The sequence below is a fragment of the Ruegeria sp. BJ6 genome, from assembly GCF_056537885.1.
The window spans coordinates 1-16,505 of sequence record NZ_JBQFSG010000016.1 but is presented as its reverse complement, the minus strand read 5'-3'; the positions used below and the strand labels follow the sequence as shown (position 1 = coordinate 16,505).

General features: G+C 58.9%; 20 protein-coding genes, 1 other RNA gene and 1 riboswitch. Of the genes, 13 read left to right on the top strand and 8 right to left on the bottom strand.

Annotation, left to right across the window (positions count from 1 at the left end; all coding sequences use genetic code 11):
• Positions 1 to 38: 38 nt before the first annotated feature.
• Positions 39 to 548, bottom strand: coding sequence for a c-type cytochrome (locus ACR0D6_RS21615; RefSeq protein WP_480767078.1), 510 nt, complete (start codon positions 546 to 548; stop codon positions 39 to 41).
• 118 nt (positions 549 to 666) lie between these two features.
• On the opposite strand from ACR0D6_RS21615, the gene ACR0D6_RS21610 reads away from it, so the two are divergent.
• Positions 667 to 1,500: a prephenate dehydratase gene (locus tag ACR0D6_RS21610; RefSeq protein WP_170657183.1), complete on the top strand. Its 834-nt coding sequence runs from the start codon at positions 667 to 669 to the stop codon at positions 1,498 to 1,500.
• A 30-nt stretch (positions 1,501 to 1,530) separates the two neighbouring features.
• On the opposite strand, the gene ACR0D6_RS21605 is transcribed toward ACR0D6_RS21610, so the two are convergent.
• A complete protein-coding gene (locus ACR0D6_RS21605) occupies positions 1,531 to 1,998 on the bottom strand; it encodes an SRPBCC family protein (protein WP_480767058.1) in 468 nt (155 codons plus the stop codon).
• A gap of 39 nt (positions 1,999 to 2,037) precedes the next feature.
• Positions 2,038 to 3,021 (bottom strand): NAD(+) diphosphatase, encoded by a 984-nt coding sequence (nudC, locus tag ACR0D6_RS21600; RefSeq protein WP_480767057.1) that lies wholly within the window; start codon positions 3,019 to 3,021, stop codon positions 2,038 to 2,040.
• Positions 3,022 to 3,187: 166 nt separating this feature from the next.
• Here nudC and ffs point away from each other — a divergent pair.
• Positions 3,188 to 3,286: signal recognition particle sRNA small type (ffs, locus tag ACR0D6_RS21595), an RNA gene on the top strand.
• Between the two features lie 72 nt (positions 3,287 to 3,358).
• On the opposite strand, the gene ACR0D6_RS21590 is transcribed toward ffs, so the two are convergent.
• A complete protein-coding gene (locus ACR0D6_RS21590; protein ID WP_480767056.1) occupies positions 3,359 to 4,216 on the bottom strand; it encodes an alpha/beta hydrolase family protein in 858 nt (285 codons plus the stop codon).
• An 85-nt stretch (positions 4,217 to 4,301) separates the two neighbouring features.
• Here ACR0D6_RS21590 and ACR0D6_RS21585 point away from each other — a divergent pair, with 85 nt between their 5' ends.
• Both ACR0D6_RS21585 and ACR0D6_RS21580 read left to right on the top strand, forming a co-directional pair.
• Complete coding sequence (locus tag ACR0D6_RS21585) at positions 4,302 to 4,865, top strand: TetR/AcrR family transcriptional regulator (protein ID WP_480767055.1); 564 nt, start codon at positions 4,302 to 4,304, stop codon at positions 4,863 to 4,865.
• Positions 4,866 to 4,882: 17 nt separating this feature from the next.
• Positions 4,883 to 5,088, top strand: a riboswitch (cobalamin riboswitch).
• 88 nt (positions 5,089 to 5,176) lie between these two features.
• A complete protein-coding gene (locus tag ACR0D6_RS21580) occupies positions 5,177 to 5,584 on the top strand; it encodes a hypothetical protein (protein WP_480767054.1) in 408 nt (135 codons plus the stop codon).
• 17 nt (positions 5,585 to 5,601) lie between these two features.
• Here ACR0D6_RS21580 and ACR0D6_RS21575 read toward each other — a convergent pair whose 3' ends face one another.
• Positions 5,602 to 6,105, bottom strand: a complete 504-nt coding sequence (locus ACR0D6_RS21575) for a protein-tyrosine phosphatase family protein (RefSeq protein ID WP_480453151.1) — start codon at positions 6,103 to 6,105, stop codon at positions 5,602 to 5,604.
• Between the two features lie 167 nt (positions 6,106 to 6,272).
• Between ACR0D6_RS21575 and ACR0D6_RS21570 the strand changes: the two genes are divergently transcribed.
• From ACR0D6_RS21570 to ACR0D6_RS21545, 6 genes are all read left to right on the top strand, one after another.
• Positions 6,273 to 8,036 carry a DNA polymerase III subunit gamma/tau gene (locus tag ACR0D6_RS21570; protein ID WP_480767053.1) on the top strand — a complete coding sequence of 588 codons (1,764 nt, stop codon included), beginning with the start codon at positions 6,273 to 6,275 and terminating at the stop codon, positions 8,034 to 8,036.
• Between the two features lie 95 nt (positions 8,037 to 8,131).
• On the top strand, positions 8,132 to 9,001 hold the full coding sequence (locus tag ACR0D6_RS21565; RefSeq protein WP_480767052.1) for a TauD/TfdA dioxygenase family protein: 870 nt from the start codon (positions 8,132 to 8,134) through the stop codon (positions 8,999 to 9,001).
• 72 nt (positions 9,002 to 9,073) lie between these two features.
• Complete coding sequence (locus ACR0D6_RS21560; RefSeq protein WP_170657202.1) at positions 9,074 to 9,418, top strand: YbaB/EbfC family nucleoid-associated protein; 345 nt, start codon at positions 9,074 to 9,076, stop codon at positions 9,416 to 9,418.
• A 64-nt stretch (positions 9,419 to 9,482) separates the two neighbouring features.
• Positions 9,483 to 10,076, top strand: coding sequence for a recombination mediator RecR (gene recR, locus ACR0D6_RS21555; RefSeq protein ID WP_480767051.1), 594 nt, complete (start codon positions 9,483 to 9,485; stop codon positions 10,074 to 10,076).
• A gap of 70 nt (positions 10,077 to 10,146) precedes the next feature.
• Positions 10,147 to 10,710, top strand: coding sequence for a histidine phosphatase family protein (locus tag ACR0D6_RS21550; RefSeq protein WP_480767050.1), 564 nt, complete (start codon positions 10,147 to 10,149; stop codon positions 10,708 to 10,710).
• 127 nt (positions 10,711 to 10,837) lie between these two features.
• On the top strand, positions 10,838 to 11,326 hold the full coding sequence (locus ACR0D6_RS21545; RefSeq protein ID WP_170657208.1) for a hypothetical protein: 489 nt from the start codon (positions 10,838 to 10,840) through the stop codon (positions 11,324 to 11,326).
• Here ACR0D6_RS21545 and ACR0D6_RS21540 read toward each other — a convergent pair.
• A complete protein-coding gene (locus ACR0D6_RS21540) occupies positions 11,323 to 11,964 on the bottom strand; it encodes a ribonuclease T2 family protein (RefSeq protein ID WP_480767049.1) in 642 nt (213 codons plus the stop codon). The genes ACR0D6_RS21545 and ACR0D6_RS21540 overlap by 4 nt on opposite strands.
• Positions 11,965 to 12,094: 130 nt before the next feature.
• Between ACR0D6_RS21540 and ACR0D6_RS21535 the strand changes: the two genes are divergently transcribed.
• Together ACR0D6_RS21535 and ACR0D6_RS21530 are read left to right on the top strand one after the other, a co-directional pair.
• Positions 12,095 to 12,859, top strand: a complete 765-nt coding sequence (locus tag ACR0D6_RS21535; protein WP_480767048.1) for a DUF1013 domain-containing protein — start codon at positions 12,095 to 12,097, stop codon at positions 12,857 to 12,859.
• 54 nt (positions 12,860 to 12,913) lie between these two features.
• Positions 12,914 to 13,303 (top strand): hypothetical protein, encoded by a 390-nt coding sequence (locus ACR0D6_RS21530; protein WP_480453138.1) that lies wholly within the window; start codon positions 12,914 to 12,916, stop codon positions 13,301 to 13,303.
• Between the two features lie 59 nt (positions 13,304 to 13,362).
• On the opposite strand, the gene ACR0D6_RS21525 is transcribed toward ACR0D6_RS21530, so the two are convergent.
• Positions 13,363 to 14,394, bottom strand: a complete 1,032-nt coding sequence (locus ACR0D6_RS21525; RefSeq protein ID WP_480453136.1) for a permease — start codon at positions 14,392 to 14,394, stop codon at positions 13,363 to 13,365.
• Positions 14,387 to 14,695, bottom strand: coding sequence for a metalloregulator ArsR/SmtB family transcription factor (locus ACR0D6_RS21520; RefSeq protein WP_170657218.1), 309 nt, complete (start codon positions 14,693 to 14,695; stop codon positions 14,387 to 14,389). The genes ACR0D6_RS21525 and ACR0D6_RS21520 overlap by 8 nt, the downstream gene beginning before the upstream one ends.
• Before the next feature lie 138 nt (positions 14,696 to 14,833).
• On the opposite strand from ACR0D6_RS21520, the gene pdxR reads away from it, so the two are divergent.
• On the top strand, positions 14,834 to 16,294 hold the full coding sequence (gene pdxR, locus ACR0D6_RS21515; protein WP_480767047.1) for a MocR-like pyridoxine biosynthesis transcription factor PdxR: 1,461 nt from the start codon (positions 14,834 to 14,836) through the stop codon (positions 16,292 to 16,294).
• Positions 16,295 to 16,505 lie beyond the last annotated feature (211 nt).

Here is a 16,505-nt window from a genome sequence, read left to right as displayed (position 1 = left end):
GAGGCAGCGGCCTTTCAATTCAAATCCCGGTGATCGGATCAGTCGCCAATGGTTTGCAGATATGCAATCAGGTTGACCCGATCCTCGGCCTTTCTCAGACCGGCGAAGCTCATGGATGTACCCGAAATATACGAGCTCGGCTTGAGCAGGAATGCATCCAGTGCTTCCGGCGTCCAGTTGCCGCCATGCGACTGCATGCCTGCGGAATAGCCGGTGAAGCCTTCGGCCGAGGCCAGCGGGCGATCTACGATACCGTAAAGGTACGGACCGGTACCATTGGCGCCTTTTTCCAGCTTGTGACAGGCTGTGCACTTGCGGAATACCCGCGCACCTTTTTCGGGATCGGCTGCGGCCAGCAGTTCCTCGAATACCACCTCTTCGCCGTCAGCGCTTTCACCCGAGCTTTCGGTCTCGATGATATAGGCGGCTTCGGCGTCGTGCCCCCCAACACTATAGAGAACGTCGGCGCCCCATTTGGCCAGGAGCAGCGCCAAAAAGGCGCCAAACAGGCCGGCAGCGGCCTTGGTAACTGTCATCGTGTCGAACATTGATCGCGAGTCCATTTCAGCTGTCTGCGCGGGTGTCTAAGGCTTCCACTTGCAAGAGGCAAGGTATAGACACCGCGACTAAACGCCCAATCAATAACCTGTTGCAGGGAATCGTCCAATGACAAATCGCATCGCCTTTCAGGGAGAGCCCGGCGCCTATAGTCACGAGGCCTGCAGGAACGCAGCGCCCGACATGGACGCACTGCCCTGCCGTACCTTCGAAGATGTGATCGAATCGGTCCGGTCAGGCGAAGCGGAGCTGGCGATGCTGCCGGTTGAAAACTCGACCTATGGCAGGGTTGCCGACATTCACCGGCTGCTGCCCCACAGCGGACTGCACATCATCGACGAGGCTTTCGTTCGTGTTCACATCAACCTGCTGGGCGTTCCGGGAGCAACGCTGAGCGACATTACCGAAGCGCATTCCCATCTGGTCCTGTTGCCCCAGTGCGAAGGATTTCTGCGTCAGCACAACATTCGCGGACGTGTCAGCCCGGACAATGCACGCGCCGCCCGCGAAGTGGCGGAACAAGCCGAAAAGCACTCGGCAGCATTGGCAAGCGAGCTGGCAGGTGAAATTTACGGGCTGAACGTTCTGGCCCGCCATATCGAAGATCGTGGCGACAACACCACCCGATTTCTGGTCATGTCGCGGCAAGCCGACGAATCGCGCCGCGGCGCACATGGTATGCTGACCAGTTTCGTCTTTCAGGTCCGCAACATCCCGGCAGCGCTTTACAAGGCGATGGGCGGTTTCGCCACCAATGGCGTCAACATGACAAAGCTTGAAAGCTATATGGTCGACGGATCGTTCACGGCCACCCAGTTTTATGCAGACATCGTCGGGCATCCCGATGACGAGAACGTGAAACTGGCTATGGACGAATTGGAGCACTTCACCACAAATGTCGAAATTCTGGGTGTTTACCCGGCAGCACGCCCCCGAAACTGAGTTTAACAGGCAGCGGTGCCGGGACCAGTTTCAGGTCCTGTGCGCATTCCGCTCTTCGAGATTCCGCGCGAACTCGGAAAAGCGAACCTGAAACTGACGTTTTATGCGGGACCGCCCGAGTTTCAGTGATTGCAGCAACAAACGTGCCGGCAGCGTTTTTGCGGCAACGGAAGTATTGATGCTCAATCGTGTTCTTCGTTGTGACAACGCCATCAGTTCGATCACGGTTTCTCCGCTCATGCCTTTGCTCAGGGCCTCGAAACGCATCAGGGACGGTGCCTCACAATTGGTCAGGACCACATTAACATGGCGCGGTTTCCCGCGAATGGTGACCACCGTTTCCCAACTCGTACCGGCCATATCCTGATCCGGAGTACCGATACGCCGGATTTCGAGCCCGCGCCGGATGGCCATACGCTCAAAACGGTCGAAATCAGCAACCATGTCGAAAACGGCGTGGATCGGGGCTTCGATATCTTCTCTGGCTGAAAATTGCATCGTGTTTCTGACGGCTCTCTTTTGCGGTGTAGTCTTTCCTCAGTCCAGCGTATCCGCAAGCCAGTTTTGCAGCAGGTAATGCGCAATCGCACCTTTTCGGGCAGGCAATAGCTTGGGATGGTCCCCGGCAAAAGCCTGCATCATTTCGCTTTTGCTGACCCACAGCGCATCCTCGATTTCAACAGGATCGATCCTGATCTCGCGGGAAAGGGCCTCACCATGGCATCCGAACATCAGGGATGCCGGGAAAGGCCAGGGCTGACTGGCCAGATAACCGACCTGCCCGACGGGTACGCCCGCCTCTTCCATGACCTCGCGCCGCACTGCGGCCTCCAGCGTCTCACCCGGTTCAACAAATCCCGCAAGCAGTGAGTACATCCCCTCAGGCCAGCCGGGCGACCGCCCCATCAGCACCGAATCGCCATGCGTGATCAGCATGATCACAACCGGGTCTGTGCGGGGAAAGTGCTGCCCGTTGCACGCAGGACAGCTTCGCTGCCATCCGGCCTGCGTTATTTGGCTCGGCGCGCCGCATCTGGCACAGAACCGGTGCGTTTCATGCCAGCCGATCACGGCCTTTGCGGTGGCCGCCAGTTCAGCATCCCGCGTATTCAGACGGGTCATGATCCGGCGCAGTTCGGCAAATACATGACCTTCCGGCAAATCCGGGTGCTGCTGTTCGGTTCTATCGACAAAGTTTCCGACGCCCGAAAGATCAAGCCCTTCGGCTGCCCAGTTTGAAATGTCAGCGGCAAAAATGGGTGCTCCGCCACTCCCGACACCCAATAAGACCGGCTCTTCCATGGTCCCGCCCGGACCCGCCGTCACAAGCGGATGAGACATCCGCACATACGCAAGATGATCGAGGCGCTCGCCCTTCACCAAAACCTTACCGCGCCACAGCAGCAGGCATTGCGCATCCGGATGCGCAACGGCATTGGCCATCGCCTGTGGATCATTACGAATATGCGCCGCCCGATCCAGACCCGATCCGCCGAATGTTACCTGCTCTGCGCGTTTCATGCCCGCCCTCATTTGTTACGGGCAAATGGCTGCCACGGCTGGCCCGGCGGCGCAATGCCCGTTCTAATGTCAAAAGACCTCTTATACGCCTTGGCGCGGTTTCATAAGCTAATTAGGTTTGACGTCGGCGGGTTGCCATTTTCCGATCTGTTGCCTATATCGGCTGCGAGAGGTTGGCGCGGGCGAGCGCCTCGCCAACCTGGTCAGGTCCGGAAGGAAGCAGCCACAACGAGTCCCGCTTGGGTCGATGTCCAGCCTCTCACCTTTTCCCGCTACAATCGTGATCCCAGGAACGGCTCTAGTCTGACCGTTTGCGCCTGTAACAGTGGCCGATTGTTCACGCCATCAGCTTTGGCCAGACAGCTGCATTCCGGCGGGCGAATGCCCCCAGATGCCCGACGTCTTCAAGCCCGAAGTCAACAGGATTCAATTCGTGCCTTTGCGCTGCGGGGCCATAGACATCGGCCAGACGCCAGACACATTTCGGCGGAATCACCTGATCGTCGGTAAATGCAAACATCTCCACCTGAGCGTCCGAACGGCCCCAATCCGCTGCTGGCAGGCCCTGCCCCGCTTCGGGCAAATAGCTTTGCCGCGAGGTGCACCATTTCCGCCACTGCCAATAGACCAGCGGCGGCAAATCCGCGCCAAACCCGATCATCCGCCCGGGAAGATACCCCATCAAGCGAACCAGCAAGGGCGCGTGACCAAACCAGAACAGCCGCGCCAGCCCCTGATAGGGCCAGGGGTGATCACTGTGATGCACCAGACCCGAGCAGACGCAGATCATCCGGTCGATCTCTTCAATACCGGGTTGCACCGGCCCAAGCATCCCGCCAACGGAATGCCCTATGACCCACAGTTTCGCGTCCGGGAACCTGCGCCGCATCTCGTTTCGTGCAGCGGGCATATCGATCAGGGCCCAGTCTGCCATGGTCACCGTGGACGCCTTTAGTGGGCCTGTCTGCGAATGGCCGAAATCACGATAGTCATAGGTCAGGCAGGCCATTTCCTTTTCCGCTGCCAGCCATCGGGCAAAATGCTTGTAATAGTCTCTGGGTACACCCGTCGCGCCGTTTAGAACGACCACCACTGAAGGTTCAGATGCCGGTGCATACAGGCGGGCTGACAGCTCCGCGCCGCCCGATGGAAACCTGAAATCTTCGACTGCTACCGAGTTCTGGCTGTCCAACATCTCACACTCCGACGATCACTGGACCAATCGGTCCATTCAGTTCGTTCTGGACCAATCGGTCTAATCTCGTCAATATACAATTCAAATGACCGAACGTCCGCTTCCGACCAAAGATCGCCTGATCCGCACCGCTGCCGAGCTGTTCCAGCGTTCGGGTTATCACGGCGTTGGTTTGTCCGAATTGCTTATGGCTGCGAATGCGCCCAAGGGTTCGCTTTATCATCACTTTCCGAACGGAAAGTCCGATCTGGCGCTTGCTGCCGCGACATGGGCGTCGGATGGCATGCTGCGCCTGATCGCAGCCTCGTTTGAGCCCGCCGGGAACTTTCGAGAAGGTGTTGAGATCCTGTGCCACAAGATCGCGAAACTTTTCGATAAGTCAGGGCATTGGGACACCTGCCCCATCTCGGCAACGCTGTTCGAAGGGCCTGAGAACACCGAATTTCGCGAGCACGCCTATCATCTGTACGAAGGCTGGATGACCGAAGTGAAAGACCACGCAAGGCGTCTGAACGCACCAGACCCCGACCTTCAGGCAGATGCCCTGTTCATCCTGCTGCAGGGCGGATGGCAACTGGCGCGCGCCCGGCAGAATTCGGACGTACTGCGCGGACTTCCAAAGATGATGCGGTTCGACGAATTCCGTTGACCCGGGCGCTTCCGTGCGGGTAGCACTTGCGTGATGGTTTCCGTGCCGAATCTTCGGACGGGATGAAAAGGGAACACGGTGCGGTTCAATTGAACCAATGCCGCGACTGCCCCCGCAACTGTAGGCGGAGAGCAATGCCGAAATGCCACTGGCCAAATGGCCGGGAAGGTCGGCAAAGCAATGACCCGCAAGTCAGGAGACCTGCCATCGAAACTGTAACTCGAATTCGGGCGGGGTGTCCGTAATGGGTTTGACGCACAGCGCCGTCTTTCCCCTGATCAACGCCCCATCCGTCGCGCGGAGGGCGCATTATGATTTTGAAAACCGAGACACACGTGCTTTCAGCCACGGTCTGCCAACGTACCGGCGAACCCTGCCCGGCGCTGTTGCACATGGCAAACACTCTTACCAGGGCCGTCACACAGGCTCGCCGGGCGACTTCGGACGGCTTCGAGATCGAGGGTAACACTGAACTTGCACATTGCCCTGGCGGCTGTACGGCGCGGTTTCACGCATATGGGAGCCGGATTCGCGTGTACTGCGATGTGGATGAAGCAACTGAAACCGCTCAGCTGGACCGCTATGCGGATGTCCTGTTGAACCCGGCCTCAACGTCCCTGCCGTCCGGTTGGATCACCAATCCACCTTGCGCGATTCTTGAGGCGACGCCTCGAACAACAAACGCCGCCACCTGCGGTCCGACACACGCTTCGGCTTAGGTCACCGCAAGTAACTGTCAGTGCTGCGCGTGCGCCTGCGCGGGCTTTGTAGCCCAGTCCAACTGCCCTTCGGTCTCGACCGCGCAAGGGCGCACGGCGCGCAGGCGGCTCAGCGCCTTTGCCGGTGTTTCGCCGCACTCTACCATCAATCGCAGGGCAACCATGCCCGAGCGGCCGCACCCGCCTTTGCAATGCACCAGCACGCGCCCGCCACCCGACAACGCCTGCCGGGCAGAGGCGCTGACGTCACGCCACCGCGCGCGAATTTCAGCAGGCGGCGCCCCAAAATCCTCGACCGGGAGATGCACCCAGCGGCTGGCGCGGCTTTGAATGTCAGTGCCAAAATGCCGCGCGCCCTCCTGAATCATCTCAACTTCGGTGGTCATCGAGATCACAAGACCCGGCTGCCAGTCGGCAATCGTGTTCAGATCTTCGGAATATCTTCCGCCACGCCCCGGCAGCGGGGAAATGGCCAGCGTTCCGCCGCCGACCTGCAAGGCGTATATCACCAGTTCAGACATTTAACTCCCCCCAAACAGGCCCTGCCAGTCATGGCCGTCCGGTTACCCACAGCTGTAATTTACCCCGCATCGGGCATTATCCAAATTAATTTCGCAACGACCCGCTGTGGACGCGGGCGGCAGGGGGCTCTACGCTGCGGCTTCAGTACGAATCCGCCAGAGCAGACATGACCGACACCGCATCCACGGCCTATCAGGTCCTTGCCCGAAAATACCGCCCCGAAACCTTTGCCGATCTTGTCGGTCAGGACGCGATGGTGCGGACACTGAAAAACGCCTTCGAAGCCGACCGGATTGCGCAGGCTTTTATCATGACCGGTATTCGGGGCACCGGCAAAACCACCACCGCACGGATCATCGCCAAGGGGATGAACTGCATCGGCCCGGATGGTGAAGGCGGTCCTACGACAGAACCCTGTGGCAAATGTGAACACTGCACCGCCATCATGGAAGGCCGCCATGTCGATGTCATGGAGATGGACGCGGCCAGCCGCACCGGCGTCAACGATATTCGCGAGATCATCGACTCCGTCCGCTACCGCGCCGCCAGCGCGCGCTATAAAATCTACATCATCGACGAAGTGCACATGCTGTCGACCAGCGCCTTCAACGCGCTGCTCAAGACCCTTGAGGAACCACCCGAGCACGTAAAGTTCATCTTCGCCACCACCGAGATTCGCAAGGTTCCGGTGACGGTGCTGTCCCGCTGCCAGCGCTTTGATCTGCGCAGGATCGAGCCTGAGGACATGCTTGGCCTGCTGCGCAGGATCGCCAGCGCCGAAAGCGCGGAAATCGCCGAAGACGCGCTGGCCCTGATCACCCGCGCCGCGGAAGGTTCCGCCCGTGACGCGACATCGCTGCTGGATCAGGCGATTTCTCATGGGGCGGGGGAAACCTCGGCCGATCAGGTGCGCGCGATGCTGGGGCTGGCGGACAGAGGGCGCGTACTGGACCTGACAGACATGATCCTGCGCGGCGACGCGGCAGGGGCACTGACCGAACTGGGCGCGCAATATGCCGAAGGGGCCGACCCGCTGGCGGTGCTGCGCGATCTGGCCGAAATCACCCATTGGATATCAGTGGTCAAAATCACGCCGGACGCCGCCGAAGACCCGACCGTTTCACCGGACGAGCGTGCCCGCGGCCAGCAGATGGCGCAGGCCTTGCCGATGCGCGTACTGACCCGGATGTGGCAAATGCTGTTGAAGGCGCTGGAAGAGGTGGCAGCCGCACCTAACGCCATGATGGCGGCGGAAATGGCAGTTATCCGTCTGACGCATGTGGCCGATCTGCCCAGCCCTGAGGAACTGATCCGGCGTCTTCAGGACACGCCCCCTCCGCCTTCGGGCGGCCCGGGCGGCGGCGTCCCGGTAAACGGCAACAGTGCTGCCGTCACAAATGCGGGTGTCGTTGCCGCACCTGCCCATGTGTCGCCACCGCGCGGAAACGGTGGTGCGCCAACTGCTGCGCTGGCGCAGGAACTGCAGGCAGCCCTTGCCCGTTATCCGACCTTTGAGCATGTGGTCGAACTGATCCGCTCGAACCGCGATGTAAAACTGTTGGTGGAGGTTGAAAGCGGTGTGCGACTGGTATCATACCAACCGGGCCGGATCGAATTCACGCCAACCGAACAGGCCCCGACGGATCTGGCGCAACGGTTGGGTTCATCCCTGCAGCGCTGGACGGGGAACAGATGGGCGGTGTCCGTCGCCTCGAACGGCGACGCACCGACGATTGCCGAATTGCGCGACGCCGCAGAACTCGCCCTGAAGGCCGAAGCCGGAGAACATCCGATGGTTCAGGCTGTGTTGGCACAGTTCCCCAAGGCACGCATCACCAAAATCCAGACGGTTGAGCAACTGGCCGCCAAGGTCGAGACCGAAGCCCTGCCCGAGGTCGAAGATGAGTGGGATCCCTTCGAAGAAGACTGACGCGTCTTGCACACATCTGCAGCGATGTCGCAAACCGGCTTGAAACCCGGGCCTGCGCCTCTCACTCTGACCAAAACCCTGCGAGTTTGAGTGACATGAGAACAACCCCGCTGCATCAAAGGTTTGGACTGACTATCCACGACGTGGATTTGCGCGAAGTGACGGAAAGTCACCTCTATCCCGAGATCCGCGCAGCGTTCGAGGCGCATTCCCTACTACTGTTCCCCGGCCAGTCGATCTCCGATTCGGATCACACGCGCCTTGGCGCATTGTTTGGCCCACTGGAAAATCGCGAAGCCATGGCCGCGGGACGGGATCTGGAGTTTCAGGTCTCGGAACTGTCCAACCAGACCGACAAAGGAATGCGGGCCCGGGACGATCTGCGGCTTCTGGATCTGCAGGCCAACATGTTGTGGCACACCGACAGCACATTTCTGCCGATCCCTGCATTGATCAACATCCTGACGGCGCATGTCGTACCGCCAAGCGGCGGCGAAACCGAAATCGCCTCTACGCGTGCGGCATGGGCGGATATGCCGGACCATCTGAAAGATGCCTTGCGCGATGCCATAATCTGGCACAGGCTTTCACATTCCCGGTCGAAGATCTCGGCCGACCTTGCCGCTTTGCCGCGCATGACCCGCTGGCCCGACAGACCATGGCGCGCGATCTGGAAAAATCCGGTAACCAAGGATGAGGCGCTGTTTATCGCCTCGCACGCCTTTGCCATAGAAGGCATGGGTCATTCCGAAAGCCAGCAAACCCTTGAAGAGGCCATCGAATTCTGCACGCGCCCTGAATATGTTTATTCTCATGAGTGGAAGGTCGGCGACGTTCTGATCTGGGATGAACGCGCAACCCTGCATCGGGGTCGCCCATGGGATTATGATCATCCCCGCGTATTGCGCTCGATCTGCTGCTCGGTGACCGAAGCGGATGGTCTGAATTCCGTGCGCGTCATCTGAGCCACCCTGCCCCTTGTGCCGCGCACGCACCCCCCGTATCTAGGCGTCAAACCGGCATACAGGAGAAAACCAATGCTCAAAGGACTCGGCGGATTGGGCGATATGGCCAAGATGATGAAATCCGCACAGGAACTGCAGACCAAGATGACCGAGATGCAGGAAGAGCTGAACAACATCGTGGTCACAGGCGAATCCGGCGCGGGCCTCGTCAAGGCAACCGCATCTGCCAAAGGCGATCTGAAGGGCCTCGATATTGATCCGTCGATCTTCAATGGCGACGACAAGGAAGTGGTCGAGGACCTGATCCTTGCCGCCATCAAGGACGCGCAGGTCAAGGCGGCCGAGCGTTCGCAGGAAGAAATGGCGAAACTCACTGAAAGCATGGGTCTGCCGAAAGACATCAAGCTGCCGTTCTGATACACCCTCCTGACGGATCAATGGCCGGGCATCGGTGCCCGGCCCATTTGCAGGAGAACGCGTGGTGAGTTCGAACAGCGATATCGACAACCTGATCGACCTGATGGCCAAGCTGCCGGGCCTCGGCCCGCGCTCGGCCCGCCGCGCGGTATTGCACCTGATCCGCAAACGCGCCCTGTTGCTGACACCTCTGTCCGACGCGATGCAGCAGGTGGCCGCCACCGCCCGCGAATGCCTGAACTGCGGCAATGTAGGCACCACCGATATCTGCGATATCTGCGACAACGAAGTCCGCGCAACCGGAGAGTTGTGCGTGGTCGAGGATGTGGCCGACCTCTGGGCGATGGAGCGCGCAGGGGTATTCAAAGGCCGCTATCACGTTCTGGGCGGCACTCTGTCGGCGCTGGACGGGGTCGGCCCGGACGAATTGCGCATTCCGCGCCTCAAGGATCGGGTGACGGCTGAGGGGATAATCGAGGTCATTCTGGCGCTGAACGCCACTGTCGACGGCCAGACCACGGCCCACTACATCGCGGATCAGCTGGAGGGGCAGGTGCGCCTGACCTCACTGGCGCAAGGTGTGCCGATTGGCGGAGAGCTGGATTATCTGGATGACGGGACAATTACGGCGGCGCTGCGGGCGCGGAAGGAAATATAGATTAGCAGCACTTTTCAGCATCAGCTGACCGAATTTTATCGTCACACATCAAATTCTCTCAGGTATTCTCTTGAACAAATACCCCGATCTTTTTGTCCTGAGGCACGGTGAAACCGAGTGGAATAAGCTGGGTAAATTCCAAGGCCGCAAGGATTCTCCACTGACCGAAACCGGCAAGTCTCAGGCGGTGAGGCAATACGAGATCCTCAGCCGCGTTCCGAACGCGCCTTCACGTGTTTTCGTCAGTCCGCAGGAGCGGGCTCAACACACGGCGAGGCTGGCAATTGCGCCTCATTTGTTAGCAAAACCCGACACTCGGCTGATGGAGATAGCTTTTGGCCAATGGGAAGGTGCCACAAGAGATTTCATCCGAACCCAGATCGAATCCCCGTACGAAAGTCATCATTGGTTCTTTCAAAGTCCTGGCGGTGAAAGCTTTGAGGACATTGCCATAAGAGTCCGATCCTTTCTGGACGAGCAGGACGCACCGGCAATTGTAGTAACACATGGTGTTACCTCACTGGTGCTCAGGGGTATCTGGTTAGGGCTGGATTTGGACCAGCTTCTACAACTGCCAAGGACCCAAGGGTGCATTTTTCACCTCTCCCAAAACTCCGAAACAATCCTAACGTGACCCGGCTGTCAGCAATTGGGGCTGAATTTGACTGCATTAGCCGCACCTGCTTACTGACAAGCCTCTATGGCTGGCCGCCATACTGCGCTAAAGAATGGTAAAATCAGCGTTTTTTGGGAGCTTTTCGATGACCCGCCTTCTCGCCCTTGCCTTTGCCGCCTTCACCGCAACTGCCGCTATGTCTCAGGAACTGATCGACAAGGGCTTTGTCGAAGGCTGGAACATCATGATGGACCCCAGCCTTGGCAACGGGTGCTTGATCCAGACGGTTTATCAGGACCTCTCGGTGGTTCGGCTGGGTTATGACGCGCTGGGAAATCGCGGGTATTTCACCGTCTACAACAAGGCCTGGGGTGATATCGAACCGGGGCAGAGCTATCCGATCCGGTTCGAACTGGACGGCAAAAGCTTTGATGCCACCGCCATAGGGTTCAGACAAGACCGCGTACCGGGTGGAACGGTGTTTTTCACCGACCGAAATTTCGTCAATGCCATTGCGAATAACAAGACCATGACCGTCTATAACCCAGCAGGTGAGCGTGTGATGGCGATTGACCTGAAAGGGACCGCCAAGGCACTGGAATACGCACGGGATTGCCAGAACAAGAAGCTCTAGCGAATCGGATCGAACACGGCGTCCTTGGCGGTGCAGTCGCGGATCACATCCCGACCGCAGGGCACGGGATCAAGATCGCGGGACAGACACAGGCGGACCTCTTCGATATAGCCGTCCCGGCAGGTCACCGTGACCATGTCTTTTTCCAGACCCGGATTGGCTTTCAGAAACGCCTCCTCAACCACCGAGGCGGGCAGTTTGACGGATGCGTCCAGCTTGCGGAACACCTTGGGGCGCTCGACCCGGTCGTAAGCCTGCCGTGAAAGGGCGAAATAGTCGGGCGCGGAAAGACCCGAACAGGTGCCGTGTTTCTTCCACTGATGCCAGGCTAGACCGGAACTGCCCTGAATATCTTCCATTTCACGGGTCATGCTGCGCGATGGGGCTGCTTCAGCAGTCCGGCAGAATGCTGGCCAGCCCTGATGGTACTGCGGCCAGAGCCCGTGCAGAATCCACCCGTGGTCATGCCGCGCGTCGCATTGGTCCGATCCGCGCGCATCACCTTCGCGCGCGCACCAGTTGGGCGACCAGCTGAGAGACAGGACATAATAGTCGAATTCGCCCGCCTTTTCGCCATCGGCCAGCACCGTCATCGCACTGAACATCCACAAAACCGGCCCCAGAACCACCCAGCGCATTCGCCTCTTCCCTTCTTGCCCTTGCGCGACTATATACAGCCCAAGTTCCCCGACAACGGAAACCTGCCCCAACACCACGGGGCCGCCGAATTCCGGCGACGGGACAGATGTATTTATAGGAGACGGGCTGATGGCAAAACCGCTTATGGCCAAGGCAACAGCCGTATGGCTGGTGGACAACACCACGATCAGTTTCAAGCAGATCGCGGATTTCGTGGGGATGCACGAGCTTGAGGTACAGGGCATCGCAGACGGAGATGTTGCGGCTGGCGTCAAAGGTTTCGACCCGATTGCCAACAACCAACTGACTCAGGACGAGATCGACACGGCGCAGAACAACCCGCTGCACAAGCTGAAGCTCAAGTTCAACCCCGCCGCAACCGGCGAGGAAAAACGCCGTGGCCCGCGTTACACACCGCTGTCCAAGCGTCAGGACCGTCCGAACTCGATCCTGTGGCTGGTCAAGTTTCACCCGGAACTCAGCGATGGCCAAATCGCCAAACTGGTGGGCACCACCAAACCCACGATCCAATCGATCCGCGAACGCACCCACTGGAACATCGCCAACATGCAGCCGATCGATCCGGTCGCTCTGGGCCTCTGCAAACAGTCGGAACTGGATGCCGTGGTCCAAAAGGCCGCTGCCAAGAAAGCAGCCGAAGGCGGCGTGATGAGCGATGATGAGCGCCGCAAGCTGGTTTCGACCGAACAATCGCTGGAAATGGACGCCGCACCGAAAATTCCGACGGCAATCGAAGGTCTGGAAACCTTCTCGTTGTCCGATGATGGCGAAGATGAGAAAGACAGCGATCCGATCATCGACGCGGACAGCTTCTTCAACCTGCCCAAAGGCGGCGGCGAGGACGAAGACGAGGATGGCGAAACCCGTCCCTGACCCGAATTGACCCCGGCCTGATCAGGCCGGGGTTTTCTGTATCTGCAGGATGCAATGCTGAACGTTCTTTCAACTGTCTTTGGGCCCCACCGGGCCGTCTCGATCTATGTTTTTTTTCAGACCAAGGGGTTGGCCGTACTGGGCGTTGTAGCCCTGTTCGCCATTCTGGCCGGTCTGCTTCTGTTCAGCGGCGATGGCAGGCACGAACATGACTCGTTCATGACTGTGCCCGTTCTATCCGCCACACCGATAAACGGAGACCTGAACAACGGCGTCATCGCATCGGTACGTTTGCCGGACGGGTCTGCCGCATCGATCACGTCAACCGAGGCCGAGGTTTCGACAACCGTGGGCACAACTGCCTGCATTGAGAAACGGGTTTTTGTCGAAAGTGGTGACGCGCGATATCGTTTCAAACTTCCGCGATATTGCGAGGCCGGATAACGGAATACCCGTTGCCAGGTTGAATACCGCCCGCCCCTTTTTGACGGGCGGCACTCTTGTCAGATCAGCTGGAACAATGCCCCCGCCGCAATTGCCCCGCTGATGCCAAGCCCAAGATATGTCGCGAATACGCGCGGCTTGACCAGAGACCAGACTGCCGCCATCGCAGGGATCGAGCTGACAGCGCCCGCCACCATAAAGGCCATCGCGGCGCCTGCGGTCATGCCCTGTTCCATCAGCCCTGCCAGAAGTGGCGGCGCTACATAAGAATTCAGGTAAGCAGGCATCCCGACCAGAGCGGCGACAATGATGGGGAAAAGACCTTCACCCCCGACTGCTCCCGCGATCAGATCAGCCGGGACATAGCTGACCAGCAAAGCCTCCAGAACATAGGCAAAGGCCAACCATTTCAGCAGGAACAGGCCGTTATGTACGAATTCGGTGCGGAACTTGCTGCGGCGCTCGGCCTCTTCCCAGAACCGCCAATGGGGCTTTTCTTCCTTGCTGGGGCCGCAGCCGCAGCAGCCAGCGGGCTTGTATTCCCGCAGAGGTTCAGCAAATGCGCCCTGTTTCATCAGCAATTTCACGGCAAAGCCCCCAAACAGCCCCAACGCAACAGCGGCAACAGCCTTGCCAATCGCGAAAGGCCAGCCCAGTGCTCCTGCCGTAATCAAAAGGGTCGGCGGGTCGATCAGAGGGGAACTCAGCCAGAACGCCATCACCGCAGACAGCGGGGCGCCCAAGGCCAGCAAACCGGCAATGAACGGAATGACCTCGCACGAGCAGAACGGGGCAAGCCCGCCAAAGAGCGCGGCCAGAAAGATCATCCGCGTCTCACGCCCGACAAAAGCGCGCGCGACCATCACCTCGGCACCTGTCGCCTTGAGATAGGCCAGCAACAGAACCGCAAACAGAATATACTGCCCAGTATGGGCCAACGCCTTGCCTGCAAAGGTCACGACCGTGGTCCAGTTTCCGGGATCAAGCACGGCGACGGCCGCCAGAATGGCAACAATCAGCGCCCAGGGTGTCTTAACCCATTCCAGCGCGCTTTTGGCAACTGGTCTGGGATTTTGCGTCAGTTCAGCCATTGTTGGCGGCCTTTCTCTCTTCGTCGGCGCAACATTCGCTCAGAATGAATTGCGCAAGTTTTTTAAGTTCATCAAACCGTGCCCGGTTGATCGTGGTGCGTCCGGCCTTTTCCTGTTCAACCACTCCACCGGCCGCCAGAAACCTGAGGTGATGCGCCAGTGTCGACGGCGCTATGCCCGTCCGGTTCTGGATTTCACCCACGGTCAGACCCGCCTCACCGGCGCGGACCAGTGTCTTGAGCACCTGAAGCCGGGCTTCGGATCCCATTGCAGAAAAACCCGCGGCTGCTGTTTCCCACATTGCTTATCTCCATTAAACTAGATTTCTAGTTATTTGGTTTAGAATCACATGGAAGTCAACCAAATTTTTACAGCTGAGGGATCGTTTCGGATGTAAGTCCAGATTGTGCACACCTTAGGTCCACGTTAAGGTGCCTGAATGGGGATCGCAGTCGACACATTCTTTCTGAAACCTGACGGGCAAGGCACGCTGCAGGCGCAAATCCAGCAGATGATCGCCGAAGGCATCCTGTCAGGACGATTCCATGTGGGGGAAAAGCTGCCGTCATCCCGGAAACTGGCCGGTCATCTGGGGGTCAGCCGAATCACCGTCACGCTGGCCTATACCGAGCTTCTGGCCAATGATTACCTCGTCTCTCGGGGACGGTCCGGCTACTATGTCTCTGAAAACGCACCTGTTCCGCCAACCTATGCACCCATGCAGCGCGGTGAGGAAACCGTGGATTGGGGCAAGGCGCTGGCGCGGCGATTCTCGGGCGGCGACGTTCTGCCAAAGCCGATGGACTGGCGCGACTATCGCTATCCTTTCATCTACGGACAGGCCGATCGGACCCTGTTTGACCATGCCAATTGGCGCCTGTGCGCGGTACGCGCCCTGGGGCACAAGGATTTCGCCTCGCTGACCGGCGATTATGTCGATGCGGATGATCCTTTGCTGGTCGAGTTCATCGCGCGCCACACCCTGCCACGACGAGGAATCGCTGCCCGACCCGAAGAAATACTCATCACGCTCGGGGCACAGAACGCCCTCTGGCTTGCTTCGCGGGTGTTGCTGAACCGCAGCCGCAAGGCAGCAATCGAAGATCCCTGCTATTACGCCCTGCGCGAGTTGCTGCTGCGATCGGAATGCAAACTCGCACCGCTGCGTGTCGATATGGACGGTTTGCCACCGCAAGCCATTCCCGACGACACGGATGTGATCTTTACCACGCCCAGCCATCAATGCCCGACAACAGCCACCATGCCGCTTGAGCGTCGGCACGAGCTTTTGCAACGCGCCCGTGAAATCGACGCCATGATTGTCGAAGATGATTACGAATTTGAGATGGCTTTTCTTGGCGCACCCTCCCCGGCACTCAAATCTCTGGACCGCGATGGTCGGGTCATCTACGTCGGCAGTTTTTCGAAATCCCTGTTTCCCGGTCTGCGCCTTGGATACATGGTCGGATCGGAACGTTTCATCCGCGAAGCGCGGGCCTTGCGCTCTCTGGTCCTGCGCCATCCGCCTGGCCACGTGCAGCGTACGGCTGCCTATTTTCTGTCTCTTGGGCATTACGACGCACAGATCAGGCGAATGTCCAAAGCCCTGCAGGAACGCCGAAAAGCGATTGAGGGCGCGATTGAGGATGCGGGCCTGACAGCCGCTGGGCGCGGTGTTCACGGCGGGTCGTCGATCTGGATGAAAGCGCCGGATCATGTGAACACGACAACACTGTCGCGCACATTGCAGAAACAGAGCGTACATATCGAACCCGGAGAGCCGTTCTTTTACGGGGCGGACCGTCCGCGAAACTATTTCCGGTTGGGGTATTCCTCGATCACCCCGGATCGGATTCGGCCGGGGATTGACCTCATCGCTTCGGCAATCCAATCCGCATAGGTCTTTACTGGACATACCCGGCCATTCAGTCTGGCCCTAACCTACTGCCACCCCTTCCGCCTATTCCAGATTCAACGCCCGGGCATCCGCCTTGGCAATCATCATTGCTGCTTGGAGTACACCCCGATGAAGATGACGACGGAAGAGGCCTTTGTTAAGGTACTGCAGATGCATGGTATTGAGCATGCGTTTGGGATTATTGGCTCGGCGA